Source organism: Bradyrhizobium sp. CCBAU 65884, assembly GCF_028128835.1.
GTDB lineage: Bacteria > Pseudomonadota > Alphaproteobacteria > Rhizobiales > Xanthobacteraceae > Bradyrhizobium > Bradyrhizobium ottawaense.
The window spans coordinates 38,289-60,802 of sequence record NZ_LBJU01000117.1; the positions used below are offsets into that span (position 1 = coordinate 38,289).

The 22,514-nt window shown below is 65.4% G+C and carries 17 protein-coding genes and 1 pseudogene; 12 read left to right on the forward strand and 6 right to left on the reverse strand.

All coding sequences use genetic code 11. The features are described from left to right. Positions 1-58: 58 nt before the first annotated feature. From XI03_RS18845 to XI03_RS18855, 3 genes and pseudogenes are all read left to right on the forward strand, one after another. On the forward strand, positions 59-235 hold the full coding sequence (locus tag XI03_RS18845) for a hypothetical protein (RefSeq protein ID WP_162832263.1): 177 nt from the start codon (positions 59-61) through the stop codon (positions 233-235). Then, positions 232-441: a hypothetical protein gene (locus tag XI03_RS18850; RefSeq protein WP_028139869.1), complete on the forward strand. Its 210-nt coding sequence runs from the start codon at positions 232-234 to the stop codon at positions 439-441. The genes XI03_RS18845 and XI03_RS18850 overlap by 4 nt, the downstream gene beginning before the upstream one ends. 160 nt (positions 442-601) lie before the next feature. After that, positions 602-1,539: pseudogene (locus XI03_RS18855) on the forward strand (AEC family transporter). 15 nt (positions 1,540-1,554) lie between these two features. On the opposite strand, the gene XI03_RS18865 reads toward XI03_RS18855, so the two are convergent. Next, positions 1,555-1,839 (reverse strand): hypothetical protein, encoded by a 285-nt coding sequence (locus XI03_RS18865; RefSeq protein ID WP_028139867.1) that lies wholly within the window; start codon positions 1,837-1,839, stop codon positions 1,555-1,557. A gap of 208 nt (positions 1,840-2,047) precedes the next feature. Between XI03_RS18865 and XI03_RS18870 the strand changes: the two genes are divergently transcribed. The 4 genes from XI03_RS18870 to XI03_RS18885 all read left to right on the forward strand — a co-directional run bounded on the left by XI03_RS18870 (position 2,048) and on the right by XI03_RS18885 (position 6,844). Beyond that, a complete protein-coding gene (locus XI03_RS18870; protein WP_028139866.1) occupies positions 2,048-2,368 on the forward strand; it encodes a hypothetical protein in 321 nt (106 codons plus the stop codon). Between the two features lie 224 nt (positions 2,369-2,592). Further along, positions 2,593-3,318 (forward strand): outer membrane protein, encoded by a 726-nt coding sequence (locus tag XI03_RS18875; RefSeq protein WP_038971905.1) that lies wholly within the window; start codon positions 2,593-2,595, stop codon positions 3,316-3,318. A gap of 164 nt (positions 3,319-3,482) precedes the next feature. Continuing rightward, positions 3,483-5,648, forward strand: coding sequence for a methyl-accepting chemotaxis protein (locus tag XI03_RS18880; protein ID WP_271592912.1), 2,166 nt, complete (start codon positions 3,483-3,485; stop codon positions 5,646-5,648). Positions 5,649-5,782: 134 nt separating this feature from the next. Continuing rightward, a complete protein-coding gene (locus XI03_RS18885; RefSeq protein ID WP_028139863.1) occupies positions 5,783-6,844 on the forward strand; it encodes an MBL fold metallo-hydrolase in 1,062 nt (353 codons plus the stop codon). 41 nt (positions 6,845-6,885) lie between these two features. Here XI03_RS18885 and aroQ read toward each other — a convergent pair whose 3' ends face one another. Continuing rightward, positions 6,886-7,317 (reverse strand): type II 3-dehydroquinate dehydratase, encoded by a 432-nt coding sequence (gene aroQ, locus XI03_RS18890; protein ID WP_095425122.1) that lies wholly within the window; start codon positions 7,315-7,317, stop codon positions 6,886-6,888. A 337-nt stretch (positions 7,318-7,654) separates the two neighbouring features. Here aroQ and hemA point away from each other — a divergent pair, with 337 nt between their 5' ends. The 3 genes from hemA (at position 7,655) to XI03_RS18905 (ending at position 14,226) form a co-directional block, all read left to right on the forward strand. After that, a complete protein-coding gene (hemA, locus tag XI03_RS18895) occupies positions 7,655-8,884 on the forward strand; it encodes a 5-aminolevulinate synthase (RefSeq protein ID WP_271592950.1) in 1,230 nt (409 codons plus the stop codon). 372 nt (positions 8,885-9,256) lie between these two features. Continuing rightward, a complete protein-coding gene (locus XI03_RS18900) occupies positions 9,257-12,766 on the forward strand; it encodes a PAS domain-containing hybrid sensor histidine kinase/response regulator (protein ID WP_028139860.1) in 3,510 nt (1,169 codons plus the stop codon). A 1,043-nt stretch (positions 12,767-13,809) separates the two neighbouring features. Continuing rightward, the gene (locus tag XI03_RS18905) at positions 13,810-14,226 is read left to right on the forward strand and encodes a RidA family protein (protein ID WP_038948588.1); all 417 of its coding nucleotides are present in this window, start codon (positions 13,810-13,812) and stop codon (positions 14,224-14,226) included. A 325-nt stretch (positions 14,227-14,551) separates the two neighbouring features. Here the strand turns inward: XI03_RS18905 and XI03_RS18910 are convergent, their stop codons facing one another. From XI03_RS18910 to XI03_RS18920, 3 genes are all read right to left on the reverse strand, one after another. Beyond that, positions 14,552-15,115, reverse strand: a complete 564-nt coding sequence (locus XI03_RS18910) for a cytochrome P460 family protein (RefSeq protein WP_212429379.1) — start codon at positions 15,113-15,115, stop codon at positions 14,552-14,554. A 73-nt stretch (positions 15,116-15,188) separates the two neighbouring features. Beyond that, on the reverse strand, positions 15,189-16,217 hold the full coding sequence (locus tag XI03_RS18915) for an alpha/beta fold hydrolase (RefSeq protein WP_028139857.1): 1,029 nt from the start codon (positions 16,215-16,217) through the stop codon (positions 15,189-15,191). Positions 16,218-16,254: 37 nt separating this feature from the next. Continuing rightward, on the reverse strand, positions 16,255-16,674 hold the full coding sequence (locus XI03_RS18920; protein WP_028139856.1) for an organic hydroperoxide resistance protein: 420 nt from the start codon (positions 16,672-16,674) through the stop codon (positions 16,255-16,257). 202 nt (positions 16,675-16,876) lie between these two features. Between XI03_RS18920 and XI03_RS18925 the strand changes: the two genes are divergently transcribed. Then, positions 16,877-19,753, forward strand: a complete 2,877-nt coding sequence (locus tag XI03_RS18925; protein ID WP_271592913.1) for an ATP-binding protein — start codon at positions 16,877-16,879, stop codon at positions 19,751-19,753. A 72-nt stretch (positions 19,754-19,825) separates the two neighbouring features. On the opposite strand, the gene XI03_RS18930 is transcribed toward XI03_RS18925, so the two are convergent. Continuing rightward, positions 19,826-20,497: a response regulator gene (locus XI03_RS18930; protein WP_018316334.1), complete on the reverse strand. Its 672-nt coding sequence runs from the start codon at positions 20,495-20,497 to the stop codon at positions 19,826-19,828. A 338-nt stretch (positions 20,498-20,835) separates the two neighbouring features. Here XI03_RS18930 and XI03_RS18935 point away from each other — a divergent pair, with 338 nt between their 5' ends. Then, a complete protein-coding gene (locus XI03_RS18935; protein ID WP_173015728.1) occupies positions 20,836-22,461 on the forward strand; it encodes an MFS transporter in 1,626 nt (541 codons plus the stop codon). Positions 22,462-22,514 lie beyond the last annotated feature (53 nt).

Genomic DNA, 22,514 nt, shown 5'->3' on the forward strand with positions numbered 1-22,514 from the left:
GATGAAATGATAAGCGTCATCTCATGACGGGATTTGCCAACTGATATTCGGAGCCAACATGGGCGAAGTCATTCGATTTGTCTCCAAGTCCGAGCGCGAGCGAGCACGTCTCATCCAGGAGGCGCGCGCCATCTACGACAGTATCTTCCCGCCGACCGACCCGGCCAGCGAAGGCCAGGATAAGGCCGCGATGGGTCGTACATATATCGGCCGCGACGGGGGTAACCTGTCGTGATCAAGATCATCGCCGTGCTTTGCAGCCTTGCCTCCCCGACCAATTGTCACGAGCAGGTCGTCACCACCTCGGATTTCGCCGAGGTCTCGGTGCAGTCCTGCCTGATGGGCGCACCGCAGCTCGCCGACTGGATGAACCAGCATCCAGCGGAGCGACTGGCTGCGTGGCGCTGCGTGATCGGTCGACAGGCCGGCCGGGGCATCTAGCCTCTGACGGCCGCGTTCGATCGGCGCGCCACGCCCGGCCATGACGGTCTCGACTGAAGGGAGCTCTTGAGCCAGGGCCACGGCTCGACCAAAGCAGTGACGACACTCCATTGCCGGGGTAACCTCTCGTTGCGGCCATTGGCAGCAAGGGGGAAGCCGGATGGAAGTCGCGAGCCTCGTTCTTCCCGTATTCGCGATCATCGTCACCGGCTGGCTGGCCGGCGAGCTCGGCTATCTCTCCCGCTCGCTCGCCGACGCGCTGGTGCATTTCGCCTACAACGTGGCAATGCCTGCGCTATTGATCGTCACCATCGCGCAGGAGCCCGCGGGCAATCTGCTGGAATGGCGTTTCCTGCTCGCGTTCGGCGGCGGCTCCCTCGTCTGCTTTGCGCTGGTCTTCCTGGTGGTCCGCGCCGGCGGAAAGCATGATCTCGCCAGCAGCACGATTCAAGGCATGGCGGCGGCGATGACCAATACCGGCTTCGTGGCGCTGCCGATCCTGCACGCGATCTACGGCCAGCCCGCCGTCCTGCCTGCTGCGGTAGCGACGGTATTCGTCGCGGCCGTGATGTTTCCGATCACGGTCATCCTGCTGGAAAGGGACGCGCGCGGATCGTCCGCGCAGCCCGCCGGCCTCGCGAAGCAGATCCTGCTCAATCCGATGGTACTGTCGACGCTTAGCGGTCTCGTCTGGGCGATCACGGGCCTGCCGATTCCGGCGCCGGTCGCGGCCTATCTCAACATGATCGCCGCCGCGCTCACGCCCTGCGCACTGTTCGCCATCGGGCTCGGCCTGTCGGTCGAGGGCCTGCGCTCCAACCTGAAACAACGTTCGCGCTCGCGCTCGTAAAGCTCGTGATCACGCCGCTGATCGTCTACGGACTTTGTGTGGTCACCGGCCTCAACGCGCTCTACACCGTCGCCGCCGTGATATGCGCCGCCGTGCCCACGGCGAAGACGGTGTACGTGCTGGCGCACGAGCACAAGGTCGAGGAGAAACTGGTCGCGGCCACGGTCTCGGTCACGACGATGCTGTCGGTAGCGACATTGCTGGTCGCGCTATACCTTCTCTCGGGTCTGGCGACCGGCACGCGCTAACCCGCACGGCCGCGCTTATCTCGTGGTGTTGCTCCAGGTGGGCGCCGAGTTGGTCACGCCGACCGAGGGCCAGTTGTAAGATCCGACCGACGGTGCCGTGACCGTTCCGACCGTCTGGCCGGACGAGCCGTAGGACGCCCGCGGCTGCGCTGCCGGCGCTCCGGCGCCGCCATAGGTCGGGGCCACCACGCCCGTGCTGTAGTGTCGGCTCGACCGCGCCTTCTTCGCTTCGGCCGCAAAGGGCGCGGCCAGCAGCCCGGTCGTGATGAGCGCGGCAATGGCGAGTTTGATGCTTGTCATGGCTGATCCCTCGATCGCTGGGGCCCTTGTGCCATGTGTTCATTGATCGCACGATGTCCATAGGCACAAGTTCATAACTCCGTGTGCTGGCGAATGTGCCGAAGCAATGCGTTGGTCACCTCCGCTTCGGACGGATCATGCCCGCCTTCGGATGGACCCGAATCAGCGCTAGTGCATTGCCCTCAGCGACTTCGCGTATTGAGGCGACATGACCGGGCCCGAACTGAAGCAACTCCGCGCCGACCTCTCCGATGCCCTCGAGCGGAAGCTCACCGCGGCCGACATGGCAAAGCTCTGCGGATTGCCGGAGAAAGGCGGCGGCGACACCATCCGACGCTGGGAGGTGAGCGGCCCGACGCCGGCGGTGACCAAGGTGCTGCGCGTGCTTGCGATGGCGAGCGAGCGCTATCCCATCCTGGAGAAGTTCGACATCTTCGATCGACATGACGTGCGCGAGGAGGACCGCCCCGCAAAGCGCGCGGCGTTCCGCGAGCAGATGCGCGATGAGGCGCGACGGCGTCTTGGTTAACGAAGGACGCGCAGAGGTTACCGAAGCCCTGCGAAGTTAAGCCTTCCTTCACCACTTCTTAAGCCGGCATTAAGCACGAAAATCATTTGCAGCCCAATAAGTTAGGTTGGGTCGCGTTGTGCCATGCATGTGACAGCATTTTCGTCAAAAGGAAGCTATCTGCAAAACCAACGCGGCGCGGAAAGCGCGCCTGCCGGGGACCTTAAGTGTCGGAGTTCAAGACGATGAAGAAGATTCTGTTTGCGACCGTTGCGCTGCTCGTGGTGGGCGCTGCTGCACCGGCCGTCGGTGCCGATCTCGGCAACCGCAACTATTACAAGTCGCCCGCGCCGGCCTATGCCGCGCCGATCTACAACTGGACCGGCTTCTATATCGGCGGCCATGTCGGTGGCGCGTTCTCCAGCGACAACAATTTCAACGGCCTTTCCACCGGCAACAACGGCAACGGCCGTTTCCTCGGCGGCGTGCAGGTCGGTGGCGACTGGCAGTTCCACCCGAACTTCGTGGTCGGCGTCGAGGGCCAGTATTCCTGGCTCTCCGGCAGCGTCGGCGCCGTGTTTCCGGGCGGCATCGCCTACACCAACGACCAGCGTGGCCTCGGCTCGATCACCGGCCGCGTCGGCTACACCTGGGGCCCCGGCCTCGTCTATGTGAAGGGCGGCTACGCCTATTCGGACAACAACGAGAAGGTGACCGTCGGCGGCGTGCCGACCGCGTTCGTCATCACCGGCGATCACCGCAACGGCTATACCGTCGGCGCCGGCCTCGAATACATGTTCGCCCCGAACTGGTCGGCCAAGGCCGAGTACCAGTACTACAATTTCGGCGAGGCGAGCTTCACCGGCGGCCCGCTCGCGGGCACCGGCAGCTTCACCACCGACGACCACACCATCAAGGCGGGCGTCAACTACCGCTTCAACTGGGCAAGCCCGGCCGTCGCGCGCTACTGATCGGTTACCACAACCTTACCATGACGGGGGGCCGGCGATTTCGCCGGCCCTTCTTTTTTCGCCCTGCGGAACACATGCAACCGTTTGCGGAGATTGCGAATTTTTAACCCGCCGTGCGGATACTGCCGGCCACAAACAGAAGCAAGAACGTTGGGGGAATTTCAATGGCGATCCGTTTCAGCCTTGGCAGGTCACTTGGCGGCCCACTTGGCCGAATGCGGCCTCGTTTCAAAATGCCGACCTGGGGCGTGCGCGGCAGCCTGTTCGCCGCCTTCGCGGTGATCGCCGGCATGGGCCTCGTGATCGCGGCCGGCGCCGGCCTGGCGTTGCAGAATCTCGGCGGACGGATGACCGAACTGAGCGGGCGGGACATTCCGCGCCTTGCTGCCAGCCTGCAATTGTCGGCATTGAGCGCGAGCCTTGCGGCACAGGGACCTGCCCTGCTCGCGGCACAAAGCGAGGAAGCGCTGAACGAGCGCACCAAGAAGCTCAAGGAGCTGCAGGAGCAAACACAGCAGAAGCTCAACGAGATCATCCAGCTCGGCGGCGACAAGGCCGTCGTCTCCGGACTCAGCGAGACGATGAAGAGCATCAACGAGGCGGCCCAGAGCCTCGCCAAGGCCGCGCGCGAACGGCTGGATATCGCCGCCCTCCATGACAAGCAATATGACGCGCTGCGCAGCGCCCAGGGCGCCTTCGTCGGCGCGGCCAGCCCGGCGATGCTCGACGCGCAGACCCGGGTCAACGCCATTCTCGGCTCGGCCGACTTGTCTGCCGCAGATGCCAACGACGCCGCGCAGACCGTCGGCCAGCTCGGCAACGTCGTCGCCAGCGGCAATCTCGCAGCCGCCAACATGAGTGCGGCACTGTCGGCCAACACCAGCGACAAGCTCGACGACATCCAGAAGGAATTCAAGACGGCACAGGGCCGCCTGCGGTCCAACCTCGATCTGTTGCCGGACAATCAGGGCAACAAGATGCTGCGCGAAACGGCGGAGAAGCTGCTGGCGCTCGGCACCGGCAAGACCGGCGTGTTCAACCTGCGTGAGAAGGAGCTCGACTCCGTCGACTACGGCCAGACCATCCTCGACGAGACCCGCAAGCTCAATGTCGGCCTCGGCATCAGCGTGCAGCAGCTCGTCGACGGCGTGCAGAAAGAGACCAACGCCTCGACCTCGCAGGCGCAGCAGGAGACCTCGCTCGCGACCACCGTGATGCTGGCGCTTGGGGCCTTGATGCTGGTCGGCTCGGCGCTGTTCGTCTGGCTCTATGTCGGCCGCAACATCCTGCGCCGCATCCGCGAGCTTCAGCGCGCCATGCAGCTGCTGTCGGCCGGCGACCTCGACACCGAGATCGTCCGCTCCCGGCAGAACGACGAGATCGGCGTGATGAAGGAAACGCTGACCGTGTTCCGCGACAGCATGATCGAAGCCCGGGCGCTCGCCGGCGAGCAGGACAAGGACCGGATCGCCAAGGCCGAGCGGGCCGCGCGCATGGAAGCCAAGATCGCCGAATTCGAAAGCACGGTGCGCTCCGCGCTCGACAATCTGGCGCAGTCGGCCAATTCGATGCAATCGACCGCGCAGAGCATGTCGACCACCGCCGACCAGTCCAACGCGCTGGTCAACGCGGTCGCCTCCGCCGCCGAGGAGACCTCGGTCAACGTGCAGACCGTGTCGTCAGGCACCGAGCAGCTGTCGTCCTCGATCGAGGAGATCAGCAAGCAGGTCGTGACCTCGGCCGCGATCGCCAAGAAGGCGGTCGACGAGGCCGGCGCCACCGACACCACGGTGCAGAGCCTCGCCGACAGCGCGAGCCGCATCAGCGTCGTGGTCGACCTGATCCAGACCATCGCCTCGCAGACCAATCTGCTCGCGCTCAACGCCACCATCGAGGCGGCGCGTGCGGGCGAGGCCGGCCGCGGCTTCGCGGTGGTTGCCTCCGAGGTGAAGAGCCTCGCGAGCCAGACCGCCAAGGCCACGGAGGAAATCCGCACCCAGATCGCCAGCATGCAGGAGATCACGACCTCGGCGGTCGGCGCCATCCAGGGCATCGGCCGGATCATCGGCGAGATCGACAACGTGACCACGACGATCGCAGCCGCGGTCGAGGAGCAGGGCGCCGCCACCCGCGAGATCGCGCGCAACATCCAGCATGCCGCCGGCGGCACCAGCGAGGTCTCCAGCAACATCGTCGGCGTCTCCACGGCCTCGGCCGAAGCCGGCGCCGCGGCAAACGAAGTGCTGGGCGCCTCCGACGCGCTCCGCCGCGAAGCCGACATGCTGCGCGGAGAGATCGACGCGTTCCTCAACAACATGCGGGCGGCGTAACAGCGCCGGCCCGTAGCCCGGACGGCGCTTCGTCCGGGCTACGGAAAAACACGCCCGGTATGACCGCCATGCGGAGACCACGGGCCAGCCTTTTTCGGCTGGCGCCCCGCGCGCGCTGGGTTTAAGCCGGTAGCATGAACGCGAAAACCGACACCGCACAGTCCTCAGCCGAAGCCCTGCGCTACCCCTGGGAGCAGCACCCTGGCCACGACGAGATCGTCGAGGTCAGGCCCGGCGTGCTGTGGGCGCGGCTGAAATTGCCGTTCCGCCTCAACCACGTGAACATCTACCTGCTCGCCGACGGCGACGGCTATGCGATGGTGGATACCGGCTTCGGCAACGAGGAGACGATCGAGGCCTGGACCAAGCTGTTCGACGGGCCGCTGAAGGGCGTCCACATCACGCGCCTGATCGTCACCCACTCCCACCCCGACCATGTCGGGCTCGCAGGCTGGGTCGTCGAGCGGTTCAACTGCCCGCTGGTGATGTCGCAGGTCGAATATCTGCAATCGGTCTATCACCAGAACCGCGGCACCGCGGAGCGGCAGGAGGCGCAGCGGCTGTTCTTCCGTCGCCATGGCATGGACGAGTCGCTCACCGAAAAGCTGCTCGGCCGCGGCCAGGATTATCTCAAGCGCGTTTCGGTGCTGCCGCCCTCCTACCGCCGCATCTCCCATGGCGACGACGTCGTGATCGGCACGCGCCGCTTCAAGGTGATCACCGGCGGCGGCCACGCGCTCGACCAGGTGATGCTGTATTGCGCCGACGACAAGCTGTTCCTCTCCGCCGACCAGGTGCTGAGCAAGATCTCGCCCAATGTCAGCGTCTGGGCGGTCGAGCCCGACCAGAACTCGCTCGGCGAATATCTGGCCTCGCTCGCCAGCCTCACCACGACGCTGCCCTATGACGTCCTGGTGCTGCCCGGCCATGGCGTGCCGTTCTACGGGCTGAAGACCCGGATCAAGCAGCTCGCCGACCACCATGAAGAGCGCTGCCGCCTGATCGCGGAAGCCTGCCGCGAGGTGCCGCAGACCTCGCGCGCCTTGGTACCCGTCGTGTTCAACAAGCATGTGCTCGACGAACACCAGATGGGCTTTGCCGCCGGCGAGCTCGTCGCCCACGTCAACTACATGATCGTCGAGGGCCGGCTGACGGCGGAGACGAAGGACGGCGTGCTGCAGTTCAGGACGACGTGAGCTCTTTGCCTCTCCCCGCAAGCGGGGCGAGGGAGCAGACCTCACTTCATATTCGCGATCGCGTGCAGCGCGGCGATGTAGCCGAACGGGCCCAGGCCGCAGATCACCCCGCTCGCCACGAACGAGATCTTGGAGTGGCGGTGATATTCGTCGCGGGCGTGGATGTTGGAGATGTGGACTTCCAGCACCGGCCCTTCGAACGTCTTGATCGCGTCCATGATCGCGACCGAGGTGAAGGAAAAGCCGGCCGGATTGATGATGATGGCATCGGCGTCCTGCCGCGCCGACTGGATCAGGTCGACCAGCACGCCTTCATGGTTGGATTGGTGGAAGGCGAGCTTGAGCCCGAGGGTTGCGGCAGCCGCCTCGCAGCTCGCGTTGACCTCTGCGAGCGTCGTGGTGCCGTAGATGTGCGGCTCGCGGATGCCGAGCATATTGAGGTTGGGACCGTTCAGAACCATGACACGCTTCATCGGGACGTCCTTTCGCATGCGCTTGCCGGGCGCCGATCCGCGCCTCGCCAAAGGCTACGACATCGGCGCGACCGGCTCAGCAATCATGGACGGCGCGCGCCCCATGGACAAAATGTCCAAGCCAGCGACAACGGTCCCGGGCTTTCCCGGGAGCCTCGGCCCGCGCGGGCGGACCAGCGTTAGGCGTTTGATCCACATCAACTATCGCCGGCGATACGCCGCTATCAATGGACCCGCGCGCCTCGTCACAAATGTGTGCGGGCGCATGGACATTGGAGCTGGAAAAGCTCTAAAAATGAGCGGCCGCCTTGGCCGGGTTCCGTTGCAGGTTTTGCCGATGGATTACAACCAGTTCTTCGATTCCGCCCTCGATCGTCTCCATTCCGAGCGGCGCTACCGCGTGTTCGCCGACCTGGAGCGCACGGCCGGCCGATTCCCGCACGCGGTCTGGCACTCGCCCAAGGGCAAGCGCGACGTCGTGATCTGGTGCTCCAACGATTATCTCGGCATGGGCCAGCACCCGAAAGTGGTCGGCGCCATGGTCGAGACCGCGACGCGCGTCGGCACCGGTGCCGGCGGTACCCGCAACATCGCCGGCACGCATCATCCGCTGGTCCAGCTCGAGGCCGAGCTCGCCGATCTCCACGGCAAGGAAGCCGCGCTGCTGTTCACCTCGGGCTATGTCTCGAACCAGACCGGCATCCCGACCATCGCAAAACTCATTCCGAACTGCCTGATCCTGTCGGACGAGCTCAACCACAATTCGATGATCGAGGGCATCCGCCAGTCCGGCTGCGAGCGGGTCGTGTTCCGCCACAACGATCTTGCGCATCTCGAGGAGCTGTTGAAAGCGGCCGGCCCGAACCGGCCGAAGCTGATCGTCTGCGAGAGCCTCTATTCCATGGACGGCGACGTCGCCCCGCTCGCCAAGATCTGCGATCTCGCCGAGAAGTACGACGCGATGACCTATGTCGACGAAGTCCACGCGGTCGGCATGTACGGCCCGCGCGGCGGCGGCATCGCCGAGCGTGACGGCGTCATGCATCGCATCGACATCCTCGAAGGCACGCTGGCGAAAGCGTTCGGCTGCCTCGGCGGCTACATCGCCGCCAACGGCCAGATCATCGATGCCGTGCGCTCCTATGCGCCGGGCTTCATCTTCACCACCGCGCTGCCGCCGGCGATCTGCTCGGCCGCGACTGCCGCGATCAAGCATCTGAAAACCTCGAACTGGGAGCGCGAGCGCCACCAGGACCGTGCCGCCCGCGTCAAGGCGATCCTCAACGCCGCCGGCCTGCCGGTGATGTCGAGCGACACCCACATCGTGCCGCTGTTCGTCGGCGATCCCGAGAAGTGCAAGCAAGCGTCCGACCTGCTGCTCGAGGAGCACGGCATCTACATCCAGCCGATCAACTATCCGACGGTCGCCAAGGGCAGCGAGCGGCTGCGCATCACGCCCTCGCCCTATCACGACGACGGCCTGATCGATCAGCTCGCCGAGGCCCTGCTTCAGGTGTGGGACCGTCTCGGCCTGCCACTGCGCGAGAAGTCGCTCGCGGCGGAATAGGCGTTTCGCCTCTCCTGCCTCACTTCTACCGCTTCCGGAGCTACCCCCCTCCCCAACCCTCCCCCACAAGGGGGGAGTGAGCGAGACAGGTGTGCCCGCCTCACGTCATCCAGCCCAATAACTCGAGCGCCAGTCGCATCTTTGTCGCGAGGAGCAAGGCTCTCTCCGTTCCGTCCCCCTTGTGGGGGAGGGTCAGGGCGGAGGGTGCCACACGGGGATTCTCTCGGAAAACCCCAAGCTGCGCACCTTAACGACAACCCCAGTTCCCGCCCTTCCGAGCATTTCGCTGTCGCCTCCCCCCGCCCAACGCGCTAGATTTGCAGCGAAAATGAGCTCGGGCGCGGCCAGCGCCCTGGGAGAAGCGCGCTCGCCATGCTGCACGATTGGGGCGTGATCGCCGCCGCCTTCGGCTATATCGGCTTCCTGTTCCTGGTGGCGAGCCATGGCGACCGCCGCTCGCCGGCCGGGCGCGGCCGTGCCTCCGGGCTGATCTATCCGCTCTCGCTGGCGATCTACTGCACCTCATGGACCTTCTTCGGCTCGGTCGGCTTCGCCACCCGCGCCTCGACCGACTTCCTCGCCATCTATGTCGGCCCGATCCTGATGATCGGGTTAGGGGCCGGCGTGTTGCGCCGCGTGATCCAGCTGGCGAAAGCCCACAACATCACCTCGATCGCCGACTTCATCGGGGCGCGCTACGGCAAGAGCCAGGCGGTGGCGGCGACCGTGGCGCTGATCGCGATCATCGGCTCGGTGCCCTACATCGCGCTCCAGCTCAAGGCGGTCGCCTCCTCGCTCGAAACGATCCTGAGCGAAGACCAGGCCTTCTCCCACATCCCGATCGTCGGCGACGTCGCGCTGATGGTGACGCTGGCGATGGCGGCCTTCGCCGTGCTGTTCGGCACGCGTCAGACCGACGCGACCGAGCATCAGCACGGCCTGATGCTGGCGGTCGCGACCGAATCCATCATCAAGCTGATCGCCTTCCTCGCCGCCGGCATCTTCGTCACCTTCTGGATGTTCTCGCCGCACGAACTGATCGAGCGCGCCATGAAGACGCCGGAGGCGGTGCGCGCCATCAACTATTCGCCGTCGATCGGCAACTTCCTCACCATGACGCTGCTGTCGCTCTGCGCGATCATGCTGCTGCCGCGCCAGTTCCACGTCAGCGTGGTCGAGAACTCCTCGGATGCCGAGGTCGGTCGCGCGCGCTGGCTGTTCCCGCTCTATCTCGTCGCCATCAATCTGTTCGTGATCCCGATCGCGCTCGCCGGCCTCGTCACCTTCCCGTTCGGCGCGGCCGACCCTGACATGTACGTGCTGGCGCTGCCGATGGAGGGCGGTGCGGGGCTTCTCAGCGTCGCCATTTTCGTCGGCGGCCTGTCGGCGGCGACCGCGATGGTGATCGTCGAATGCGTCGCACTCTCCATCATGGTCTCGAACGACCTCGTGGTGCCGCTGGTGCTGCAACGACGGCCGGAAGGACGCGCCGGCGGCGCGGATTTCAGCGACTTCCTGCTGCGCTCGCGCCGGCTCGCGATCTTCGCCATCATGGTGATGGCCTATTTCTACTATCGCGCGCTCGGCAATACCCAGCTCGTGGCGATCGGCCTGCTCTCCTTTGCCGCCATCGCGCAGCTTGCGCCGAGCTTCTTCGGCGGGCTGCTGTGGCGGCGCGCGACCGCGCGCGGCGCCATCGGCGGCATGCTGGTCGGCTTCGCGGTGTGGCTCTACACGCTGTTCATTCCGAGTTTCATGGATTCCTCGACATCGGGCATCCTGCTGCTTCAGCACGGTCCGTTCGGCATCGAGGCGCTGCGGCCGCAGGCGCTGTTCGGCGCCGATCTGCCTCCCCTGATGCACGGCGTGATCTGGTCGCTGTCGCTCAACATCCTGACCTATGTGCTGCTGTCGCTGGCGCGAAGGCCCTCGTCCATCGAGCTGCTGCAGGCCGATCTGTTCGTGCCCAATACGCTTGCGCCGATCTCACCTAGTTTCCGCCGCTGGCGCACCACCGTCACCGTGCAGGACATCCAGACCACGGTGGCGCAATATCTCGGACCCGACCGCGCCCGGCATTCCTTCGAGGCATTCTCCGCACGGCGCAACGTTCGCCTGGAGGCTGGAGCGCCCGCCGATTTCGAGCTGTTGCAACACGCCGAGCACCTGATCGCCTCCTCGATCGGCGCAGCCTCCTCGCGCCTCGTGATGTCACTGCTGCTGCGCAAGCGCACGGTCTCGGCCAAAGCCGCACTCAAGCTGCTCGACGACTCGCACGCAGCCTTGCATTTCAACCGCGAGATCCTGCAGACCGCGCTCAACCACGTGCGTCAGGGCATCGCCGTGTTCGATGCCGATCTGCAGCTGATCTGCTCCAACCGGCAGTTCGGCGATCTCCTCAACGTCCCCCCGCATATCGTCCAGTTCGGCGAGCCGCTGCGCGAGATCCTGGAATTCATCGGCGTGAGCGATCCGGACGACCCGGTCGAGCGCGAGGCCATGCTGGAGCGGCGCCTTGCCGCCTACACCACCGACAGCGAGCCATATCTCGAACGTCTGCCGGAACGCCACATGGTGATCGAGGTGCTTACCAACCGCATGCCCGGCGGCGGCTTCGTCATCACCTTCACCGATGTCACCCCCACCTTCGAGGCGGCGGAAGCACTGGAGCGCGCCAACGCGACACTGGAAAAGCGCGTGCGCGACCGCACCGAGGAGCTGACGCGGCTGAATTCCGAGCTGGCGCTGGCCAAGAGCGCCGCGGAAGACGCCAGCATCTCCAAGACACGCTTCCTCGCCGCCGCCAGCCACGACATCCTCCAGCCGCTGAACGCGGCGCGGCTCTATGTCACGAGCCTGGTCGAGCGCCAGCACAGCGGCGAGGAGACGCGGCTGGTCGAGAACATCGACGAATCCCTGCAGGCGATCGAAGAGATCCTCGGCGCGCTGCTGGACATCTCGCGACTGGACGCCGGCGCGATGACGACCTCGATCTCGAGCTTCAAGATGGCCGATCTGATGCGCTCGCTGGAGATCGAGTTCGCGCCGATCGCGCGCGCCAAGAACCTGGAGCTCACCTTCGTGCCGTGCTCGCTGCCGGTCGAATCGGACCGGCTCCTGCTGCGGCGCCTGCTGCAGAACCTGATCTCGAACGCGATCAAATACACCCCGCGCGGCCGCGTGCTGGTCGGCTGTCGCCGACAAGGCCCTTCGCTCAAGATCTGCGTCTACGACACCGGCGTCGGCATTCCGCCGGTCAAGCGCGGCGAGATCTTCAAGGAATTCCACCGCCTCGAGCAGGGCGCGCGGATCGCGCGCGGGCTGGGGCTCGGCCTGTCGATCGTCGAACGGCTGGCGCGGGTGCTCAAGCACGGCATCGCCATCGACGGCAACAGAAGCGGCGGCTCGGTCTTCTCCGTGACCGTGCCGACGGCGAAAGCGATCACCCACACCGCCGCGGTGACCAGCGCGACGCCGCTGGCGCGGACGCCGATCTCGGGCGCCCTGATCGTCTGTATCGAGAATGACGCGGCGATCCTCGACGGCATGCGCACGCTGCTGAAGGCCTGGGACGCCGAGGTGATCGCGGTCGCCGATCCCGAAGGCGCGATCGCCGCCATCGAGACGGCGGGACGGCGCGTCACCGGCCTCCTGGTCGACTATCATCTCGACCGCGGCAACGGCATCGCCGCCATCCGCGACATCCGCCGTCGCTTCGGCGACGCCATTCCCGCGATCCTGATCACCGCCGACCGCAGCCCCGCCGTGCAGGTCGCTGCGCGCGACGAGAAGGTCGCAGTGCTCAACAAGCCGGTCAAGCCGGCCTCGCTCCGCGCGCTCCTCGGCCAGTGGCGCACGCAGCAGATGGTGGCGGCGGAGTGAGACGCACTGCCAGCACCCGCGCTCATGAAGAGCGCCTCCAGGGACGACGGCTTGGCCCATTGCGCCGGGTACGGTGACGGAAGGGTGCACCGCGACCTCCACATCGTCATTGCGAGCGCAAGCGAAGCAATCCAGAATCCCCCCGTGGAAAGATTCTGGATTGCTTCGCTTGCGCTCGCAATGACGGAGCAAGGTGAAACGTTGTCGTCCTCAAATCGGCATCTCGTTTCGCAGACACGCCTTCGCCTTCTCGCGGCGCGTTTCGCCCGAGGTTTGCGCTTCTCGTCACGCCCTCCTGGAGAAAAGGGCGCAGGGAAGGCCGGGTGCCGGCTGGCACCCGCGGTCCGCTGCGCGAAATGCACACGCAGGAAGAACCGCACAGCAGCATACAGGTGACGCCGAACACACGGCCTTCCCTGCGCGATGGTCGGACGGCTTATGCCGTGCTCTCCCGGGAGCCGAACTTTCCCTCTGGCCTCCCTCGCCTCACGGAATTCGCCGGCATGGCGCCGGTTGGCGCCATGTCGCATCCGTAAGACTTGACCGTAGCAACGACGGCCAGGACCACACGGTTTTGCCGTACGCACACAGCGCCGTTCGTACAACGCGGCTTGCGAGAAGCTCACGGGGATCGGCTCAATCCATCACCCGCCCCGCGTCTCACATCCGCGACGGCGCCAATGCGTCCACCGCAGCCCGATCCGCGGCTCGTGACGACGTACGACCGCCCCTTTTCGCCGGATCAGGGTGAGCAATACCTACGACAAAGCCGAATTTCTGTAAATACGAATATTTTCGATCAAGCCGATTGACCCAGCCGTTGCTGTTTTGCCCGACGATCACCCAAGCCCTTGGGGTGACCCGGGCACGTCGCCCGCAAAATCATGCCTTGAAGAACGCACTTGAATGTCCGCTGATCTCCAGTAGCAGCGCAAAACGCGGATATTGTCCAACTTCATAACCGGAAGTGCGGCTTGCCGGAATCATGGGTATTATCCTCGTAGTATCACCGCCGATCGTCGGCATATGACCAAGGTTTCGCAATGAGCCGAACGGTACACGCTCCCACTGGACTCTTTGATAGCCGGCACTACGGCTTTGCGCAGGTGGCAATCGTCCCAACGCGCCTCGGCGACGCCGTCCATGTGTCTGGCCAAGTGGCTTGGGACGCAGATCGAAACGTCGTTGGTGCCGGTGATATTCGGCTCCAACTCGAGAAAAGTCTGGAGAATCTTGCGGCCGCCCTGGCGTCCGTCGGTGCAAAACTATGCGACGTCGGTGCACTTCGGCTCTATATCAGGCAAAGTCATATGCATGAGAGCAGCGCCATCACCGGAGCTCTCAAGGCGGCCTTCGGCGAGAATCCGCCTTGCGCAACTTGGATCGGGGTGTCGAGCCTCGCGAATGAGGCGTTCCTCATCGAGGTCGAGCCTTCGGTCGTTTTTATTGACCGAGAGTGACTTGATAGCCAGCGGCAGCCTCGGGCTGCGATAAGCAAACCCGGTGGTCAAGGCCCTCTGTCGCTCGGTCATTGAGCGGCATCGCTTGAACGTCCGCAATGGGTCAAAACCGGCAATGTTCTGAACGAGCCGAATGACTTCGCTCTGCCTCAAGACCGGACATCCGCGAGTTAGCGAGGAAGCGCCTCAGCCCGTCGGCATGCCCTGCCTGCCCTGGTGGCAACCATCGCGTCTTGCGTCCGGCTCTCGATGCCGGGCTTTTGCAGGATCGCGCAGATGTGCGCCTTGCGGATGGCGGCGGAATGATTGCCGGCCGAGGTCCGCTTCAGGGCGCAAGCCGTGTGAAGACGTAGTCGCGGCTGCTCGCGCGGGCTTCGTGACAGCCCCAGCAGGTGCGGTGCTGGGCCTCGTCGACCGGCTTGCCGCCGATGAAGCGGCCAAAGCCCCAGCCGCCGGTGGAGGCATACTTCTTGGAATCCTTGACCATCACCTGGACCGTGGTGGCGGCGCCGGGGATGGTCGCGGACGCAAACTCCGGTGACTGTTTGCGCTTCCAGGCGCGCTTGACCAGAATGGTGCCGTCGGGGAACGGCAGCTTGCCGGCCTGATACGCGTCGATTGCGGTCCGGTTGCCGACGACAGCGCGGAGCTCGTCGAGCGGCGCGGCCTCTTCGGCCGGCGCGATCAGCTCCCACTGCTTGTAGCCCGGCGGAATCGTGACGCCGAAGATCGGCGAGGCGTCGGCCGTGTCGCGTGCCGCCGGCCCCTCCGCCGAAGCGATCGTGACGAGATACGGCACGCAGGTCAGGAGCACGACGAGCAGGACCACGGCGAGCACGATCATCGTGGCGTAAGGAGATTTGTTCTTTTCAGGTTCGGCTGGCGTCATGACCATTCATCAAGCTGGGTTCAATGGGCGATCCTCGGTCCGGCCCATGGCTGGACCGAGGTGTCGTAGATGCTCAGGCGCCGTCGGCGTCGATGACGGCCTTGGCGAAGGCTTGCGGTGCTTCTTGCGGCAAATTGTGGCCGATGCCGCCGGTGATCAGGCGAAACTCGTATCGACCCGAGAACTTCCTGGCATAGGCGCTCGGGTCGGGATGCGGCGCGCCGTTGGCGTCGCCCTCCATCGTGATGGTCGGCACGTCGATGACGGGAGCTGCGGCCAGCTTCTTTTCGAGATGCTCGTATTTCGCTTCGCCCTGGGCGAGCCCGAGCCGCCAGCGGTAGTTATGGATCGTGATCGCGACATGATCCTTGTTGTCCAGCGCCGCCGCACTTCGATTGAAGGTGGCGTCGTCGAACTTCCATTGCGGTGAGGCGAGCTTCCAGATCAGCTTGGCGAAATCATGCGTGTACTTCTCGTATCCGGCACGGCCGCGCTCGGTGGCGAAATAGAACTGGTACCACCATTGCAGCTCGGCAGACGGCGGCAACGGCGCGTTGCCGGCGGCCTGGCTCGAGATCAGATAGCCGCTGACCGACACCAGCGCGCGGCAGCGCTCCGGCCACAGCGCGGCGATGATGTCGGCGGTGCGCGCGCCCCAATCGAAGCCGGCGACGACCGCCTTCTTGATATCGAGCTTGTCCATCAGCGCGATGACGTCGGCCGCCATCGCGGCAGGCTCGCCGTTGCGCGGCGTCTCGCTGGAAAGGAAATGCGTCGTGCCGTAGCCGCGCAAGTGAGGGATGATCACGCGATAGCCGGCCTTGGCCAGGATCGGCGCGACGTCGACGAAGGCGTGAATGTCGTACGGCCAGCCGTGCAGCAGGATCGCCACGGGACCGTTCGAAGGACCCGCCTCGGCATAGCCGACATTGAGGACGCCGGCATCGATTTGCTTGATCGCCCCGAAGGACGCAATCGATGCGGACGATTTCGGCGCTTCGGTCTCGGCGCGCGCGAGGTCGATCACGCCAAGACCGACGGCGACGGTTCCGGCGGCGACGCCAAAGAACTGGCGGCGATGCTGGTCGATGATCTGCTTCATGGTGGAGCTACCTTTCTTGATGGTTGGTGATAGCGCGTCAGATCAGCGCGACCGTGACGTCGATGTTGCCGCGAACGGCCTTGGAATAGGGGCAGGTCCGATGCGCATCATCGATGATGCCGCGCGCGATCTCGGGGTCGAGGCCCGGCAGGCTGACATTGAGGCGCGCCCGGAGCGAATAGGCGCCCTCGTCGAGCACGAGATCGATTTCCGCATCGATCGCGCATTTCCTGGGAAGCTCGATTTTCCGCTGGCGCGCCGCGATCTCCATCGCGCCTTCGAAGCAGGCCGACCAGCCGGCGGCGAACAATTGCTCGGGATTGGTGCCGATGCCTGCGGCGCCCGGCGGCGACAGCTTGACGTCGAGGCGGCCGTCGGAGCTGCGCGATATGCCGTCGCCTCGTCCGCCGCTGGTGTGGGTCTTGGCCGTGTAGAGTGTTTTTGCCGCCTGCGTCATGAAGCTGTCCTTTCCGTTGCGCAACTGACTAGCAGTGGCTGGTGCAGGACACCCGTTGGGAGTTGTGAGAAGTTGTGAGGCCAGACCTCGCGCGCTTAACAGGGCCTGCCTGCATCCGCGGTCTGATGCCGATGCAGCGACGGCCTTGCCGGATCGCGATCATCTGGCTATCGGGGCCTGTCGAAGGGACCCGAGATTTGCCATGACAGAGCCGGCCGGCACCGCAACGGGAACTTTATCGTTCGGGCCATTCTCCGTGACGCCACATGAACGGCTCGTGATGCGCGACGGCGTCGCGTTGCCGCTCGGCGCGAAAGCGTTCGACACGCTGATGGCGCTGATGTCGCGGCCGAACCAGGTCGTCGGCAAATGGGACCTGATGGCGCTGGTGTGGCCCGGCATCACCGTCGAGGAGGCCAATCTGCGCTTTCACGTCGCAGCGCTGCGCAAGGCGCTCGGCGACGGCAAGGACGGCGCCCGCTACATCACGACGCTGTCCGGCCGCGGCTATTGCTTCGTGGCGCCGATTTCGCAACTCGCAGCGCCGATTTCGCAAACAGGCATTGCGGCAGCCCAGCGCCCCGCGCCGCGGCGGGAATTGCCGCCGGTGAAACTGCCGAACCGGTTACAGCGGATGGTCGGGCGCGACGATGAGATCGCCGCCGTCTCCGACAGGCTCATCGCCTCGCGCTTTGTGACGATCGCCGGCCCGGGCGGCGTCGGCAAGACGGCGGTCGCAGTGGCGATCGCTCACGACCTGCTCGAGACCTTCTCCGATGCCGCGCACTTTGTTGATCTCGCCGCGCTCAGCGATCCCGATCTCGTGATCACCTCGATCCTGCTGATGCTGGGCTTGCCGGCCGAGACCGACGATCCCCTGCCCGCGCTGCTCGCGCATGTCAGGGACAAGCGGATGCTGCTGGTTCTCGACAATTGCGAGCACGTCATCGCGACGGCCGCACCGCTGGCGGCGGACATCTTCCAGGCGGCGCCACATGTCCATATCCTCGCGACCAGCCGCGAGGCCCTGCGCGTCGAGGGCGAGCAGGTCTATCGATTGGCGCCGCTTGCCGTTCCGCCCGACGGCTCCGGACTGACGGTCGCCGCAGCGCAGACCTATCCGGCGCTGCAACTGTTCCTCGAACGTGCCACGGCCAGCGGCGCGCAGATCAGTCTCGACGACGCCAATGCCGCCATCATCGCGAGGATCTGCCGCAAGCTCGACGGCATGGCGCTGGCGATCGAACTCGCCGCCGGCCGGGTCGAAGCCTACGGCCTGGAGCAGACGGCCGCACTGCTCGACGAGCGCCTCAATCTGCTCTGGCAGGGCCAGCGAACGGCGCCGCCCCGGCAGAAGACGTTGCAGGCCACGCTCGACTGGAGCTACGGACTGCTGTCGGATCTCGAACGCCTCGTGCTGCGCAGGCTTGCGGTCTTCGCCGGGCATTTCACCATCGACGCGGCGCTCGAGGTCGTGCCGGACGAGCGCGTCGACCAGGCCCGCCTGTTCGACGCCGTCGACAGTCTCGTGGCCAAATCGATGGTCGCGCCGCGCCCCATCGGCGCCATGATGCGCTACCGCCTGCTCGACACGACGCGCGCCTATCTGCTCGAGATCGAGCCCGACGGCGCGGCTCTCGCCGCGCGCCACGCGACTTACTACCGGCGATGGCTGGAACAGGCCGGCATGACATGGGCCGCCGTGCCGAGCGCGGACGAACGAGCTGCTCACTTCTCCGCACTTCACAATGTGCGCGCCGCGCTCGACTGGTGCTTCGGCGCAGGCGGCGATCTCGGCATCGGCATTGCGCTCACCGCCGCCGCGGCGCCGATCTTCCTGGCGATGTCCCTGTTGATCGAATGCCGGCGCTGGTCGGAACGGGCGCTGCTGGCGATGGACCCCTCCTCGCGCGGCAGCGCCGAGGAAATGCACATCCAGGCCGCCCTCGGACTGACCCTGATGTTCACCCGCGGCGGCAGCGAAGCGGCGCGCAGCGCCCTGAGCCGGAGCCTTGCGATCGCGCAAGCGCGCGGCGACGACATCAACCAGCTCCAGCTGCTCGGCCGGATGCATATCTTTCACGAGCGGATGGGAGAGTTCGACGCCGCACTCGGCTATGCGCAGCAGAGCCTCGCGGTCGCGAGGTCGCTGGGCGATCCCGCCTCGATCGCCCTCGCCCATTCCCTCCTCGGCGTCTCCTTGCATCTGGCAGGCGAGCATCGCGACGCGCTCGAGATGCTGGAGGTCGCCTGGCGGGGACCGGGCACGGAGCGAATCAGCACCGTCCACGGCTTCGATCATCGCAACCGGGCCGGCATCACGCTGGCTCGCGAGCTCTGGTTGCAGGGCCGGCCCGCGGATGCGCTGCAGCTGGCGCGGCAGACGGTCACCGAGGCCGCGCAGATGGATCACCCGATCACGCTCTGCATTGCGCTGATCTGGACGGTCGCGATTGATCTGTGGAGCGGAGACCTCGACGGTGCGGACGCGAATATCGACCGCTTCATCGCGCATGCGACGTCGCGCTCGATGGGGCCTTATTTCGCCGTCGGCCGCGGCGTCAAAGGCGAGCTGGCGATCCGGCGCGGCGATGCGGCCGGCGGCGTCGAGACGATCAGGACTTGCCTGCGCGAGCTCCACGATGCCGGCTACGAGCTGCTGACCACGACGTTCAACATCGCGCTGGTTCAGGGATGGTTGGCGCTCGGCCAGATCGAGCAGAGCGCACAGCTGATCGACGACGCCATCCGCCTCGTCGCGCAAAGTGGCGATCACCTCTACATGCCCGAGCTGTTGCGCATGAAAGGCAAGGTCCTATCGTACCTGCCGGAACCGCAGGTCGAGGGCGCGGAGGCCTGCCTGGTGCAGTCGCTGGAGCTCAGCCGCGGCAAGGGCGCGAAAGCCTGGGAGCTGCGGGCCGCGATCGACCTCGCCCGGCTAATTGCCGAACGCGGCCGGCGTGACGAAGCAAAACGGTTGCTTCAATCGGTTCTGAAGGGCTTTGCTGAAGGTGCCGAAACGGAGGACATCAGGATCGGCAACGAACTGCTGCGGAGGTTATCAACCCCGCCATCCTGATGAGGTGCGAGGCATGGGACGCAACGCGCTCCATGGGGCGCCTCGGGATGACGGGTTTTGATAGCTTGGCGCTCACCCCGTCGGCGTGCCCTGCTTCCACTGGCCGCCGGCGATCTTGGCGGCCGCGATCACCGCCTGGGTGCGGCTCTCGACGCCGAGCTTTTGCAGGATCGCCGAGACATGTGCCTTGATGGTGGCCTCGGAGACCCCGAGTTCATAGGCGATCTGCTTGTTGAGCAGGCCCTCCGACAGCATCATCAGGACCCGGACCTGCTGCGGCGTCAGGGTCACCAGGCGGTCGCGCAGGCGCGTCATGTCGGGATCGGCCGCAGCCGACAAATCGGTATCGGCGGGAACCCAGACGTCGCCCTCCATCACCTTGAGGATGGCGTCGCGCAGGGTCTCGACGCCGAATCGCTTGGGAATGAAGCCGGAGGCGCCGAAATCGAGCGAACGGCGGATCGTGGCGCTGTCGTCGGACGCCGAGACGATCACCACCGGGATCGCCGGATATTGCGCGCGCAGATAGATCAGGCCGGAAAAGCCTGAGATCCCGGGCATCGAGAGGTCGAGCAGGATCAGGTCGACATCCGAGGTCTGTTCCAGGAGCTTGGTCAGATCCTCGAACGATCCGGCCTCGTCGATCCTGGCCGAGGTCAGGACGCCGGCCACCGCCTGTCGCAGCGCGTCGCGGAAAAGAGGATGGTCATCGGCGATGACGAGATGGGTCGAGGGAGCGTTCATCGTTCTCTTGCTGTCGTTCGCGGGCCGGCGGACCAATCCCGGGTATGTCAATTCTTCCCCGAGCGGCCGTGGCATGCAAGTGCACATTATCCCTTTGCTGCAAAGGGGTTAATCCGGAAGCCTACGTGGCGGCGCGCCGGTGCCCGATACCGGGCGTCAGCTACGCGTCAGTGCGCAAGGCCGAAAGTCGTATTGGGGCGGGTTTCACGCCGATGTTACCTTGCGGGCAAGACCTGGGTTGATCCGGCATGTCCGGACGTCTGGGGCGCGAGGAAACGCAATTCGGGGAGCGACTCAACATGTCGACAATGGCCGTATCTCAAGCAGGCGCGGGAGGGATGACGAAGGACGAACGGTTCGTCATTCTCGCCTCCTCGCTCGGTACCGTCTTCGAGTGGTACGATTTCTACCTCTACGGTTCGCTGGCCGGCATCATCGGCGCGCAGTTCTTCTCGGCCTATCCGCCGGCAACCCGCGACATCTTCGCGCTGCTGGCGTTCGCAGCCGGCTTCCTGGTGCGTCCGTTCGGCGCGATCGTGTTCGGCCGCATCGGCGACATCGTCGGCCGCAAATACACCTTCCTCGTCACCATCCTGATCATGGGTCTGTCGACCTTCATCGTCGGCCTGCTGCCGAACGCGGCCACCATCGGCATCGCGGCTCCGATCATCCTGATCGCGCTGCGCCTCGCCCAGGGCCTGGCGCTCGGCGGTGAGTATGGCGGCGCGGCGACCTACGTCGCGGAACATGCTCCGAACGGCAAGCGCGGCTACTACACCTCCTTCATTCAAACCACCGCGACGCTCGGCCTGTTCCTGTCGCTGCTGGTGATCCTGTTCACCCGTAGTGCCCTCGGCGAGACCGACTTCGCGGCGTGGGGCTGGCGCATCCCGTTCCTGGTCTCGGTGCTGCTGCTCGGCATCTCGGTCTGGATCCGGCTTCGCCTCAATGAATCCCCGATCTTCCAGAAGATGAAGGACGAGGGCAAGAGCTCGAAGGCGCCGCTGACCGAAGCCTTCGGCAACTGGCAGAACGGCAAGCTCGTGCTGCTGGCGCTGCTCGGCGGCGTGATGGGCCAGGGCGTCGTCTGGTACACCGGCCAGTTCTACGCGCTGTTCTTCCTGCAATCGATCCTGAAGGTCGACGGTTACACCGCCAACCTGCTGATCGCCTGGTCGCTGCTGCTCGGCACCGGCTTCTTCATCGTGTTCGGCATGCTGTCCGACAAGATCGGCCGCAAGCCGATCATCCTCGGCGGCTGCCTGATCGCGGCGCTGACCTTCTTCCCGATCTTCAAGATGATCACCACCAATGCCAACCCGGCACTGGAAAAGGCGATCGAATCGGTCAAGGTCGACGTGGTGGCGGATCCCGCGGGTTGCGGCGACCTGTTCAACCCGGTCGGCACCCGTGTCTTCACCGCACCTTGCGACACCGCACGCGCTTATCTGTCGCAGTCGTCGGTCAGGTACACGACCACGCCGGGCGCAGCCGGCTCGGGCGTGAAGGTGGTGGTCAACGGCAAGGACATCGCCTACGCCAACGCCAAGGACGGCAACCCGGCGGTGCTCGCCGCGGTGCAGGCGGCCGGTTATCCGAAGGGCGGCGACGCCGGAATCGTGAAGATGGCGCATCCGTTCGACATCTTCCGTCCGCAGGTGGCGGCGATCATCGGCCTGCTGTTCGTGCTCGTGGTCTACGTCACCATGGTGTACGGCCCGATCGCGGCGATGCTGGTCGAACTGTTCCCGACCCGCATCCGCTACACCTCGATGTCGCTGCCCTACCACATCGGCAACGGCTGGTTCGGCGGCCTGCTGCCGGCGACCGCCTTTGCCATCGTGGCCTCGACGGGCGACATCTATGCCGGCCTCTGGTATCCGATCATCTTCGCCTCGATTACCGTCGTGATCGGCTTCTTCTTCCTGCCCGAGACCAAGGACGTCGACATCAAGGCGACCTGATCGAAAGCAGCGATAAGCACAACGAACCGGCCGCGGAGCGATCCGCGGCCGGT

Bases quoted from the DNA above. Each gene is read 5' to 3' on its own strand.
- XI03_RS18845 (WP_162832263.1), top strand. From the start codon at position 59: ATGGGCGAAGTCATTCGATTTGTCTCCAAGTCCGAGCGCGAGCGAGCA.
- XI03_RS18865 (WP_028139867.1), bottom strand. From the start codon at position 1,839: ATGACAAGCATCAAACTCGCCATTGCCGCGCTCATCACGACCGGGCTG.
- XI03_RS18870 (WP_028139866.1), top strand. From the start codon at position 2,048: ATGACCGGGCCCGAACTGAAGCAACTCCGCGCCGACCTCTCCGATGCC.
- XI03_RS18875 (WP_038971905.1), top strand. From the start codon at position 2,593: ATGAAGAAGATTCTGTTTGCGACCGTTGCGCTGCTCGTGGTGGGCGCT.
- XI03_RS18880 (WP_271592912.1), top strand. From the start codon at position 3,483: ATGGCGATCCGTTTCAGCCTTGGCAGGTCACTTGGCGGCCCACTTGGC.
- XI03_RS18885 (WP_028139863.1), top strand. From the start codon at position 5,783: ATGAACGCGAAAACCGACACCGCACAGTCCTCAGCCGAAGCCCTGCGC.
- aroQ (WP_095425122.1), bottom strand. From the start codon at position 7,317: ATGAAGCGTGTCATGGTTCTGAACGGTCCCAACCTCAATATGCTCGGC.
- hemA (WP_271592950.1), top strand. From the start codon at position 7,655: ATGGATTACAACCAGTTCTTCGATTCCGCCCTCGATCGTCTCCATTCC.
- XI03_RS18900 (WP_028139860.1), top strand. From the start codon at position 9,257: ATGCTGCACGATTGGGGCGTGATCGCCGCCGCCTTCGGCTATATCGGC.
- XI03_RS18905 (WP_038948588.1), top strand. From the start codon at position 13,810: ATGAGCCGAACGGTACACGCTCCCACTGGACTCTTTGATAGCCGGCAC.
- XI03_RS18910 (WP_212429379.1), bottom strand. From the start codon at position 15,115: ATGACGCCAGCCGAACCTGAAAAGAACAAATCTCCTTACGCCACGATG.
- XI03_RS18915 (WP_028139857.1), bottom strand. From the start codon at position 16,217: ATGAAGCAGATCATCGACCAGCATCGCCGCCAGTTCTTTGGCGTCGCC.
- XI03_RS18920 (WP_028139856.1), bottom strand. From the start codon at position 16,674: ATGACGCAGGCGGCAAAAACACTCTACACGGCCAAGACCCACACCAGC.
- XI03_RS18925 (WP_271592913.1), top strand. From the start codon at position 16,877: ATGACAGAGCCGGCCGGCACCGCAACGGGAACTTTATCGTTCGGGCCA.
- XI03_RS18930 (WP_018316334.1), bottom strand. From the start codon at position 20,497: ATGAACGCTCCCTCGACCCATCTCGTCATCGCCGATGACCATCCTCTT.
- XI03_RS18935 (WP_173015728.1), top strand. From the start codon at position 20,836: ATGACGAAGGACGAACGGTTCGTCATTCTCGCCTCCTCGCTCGGTACC.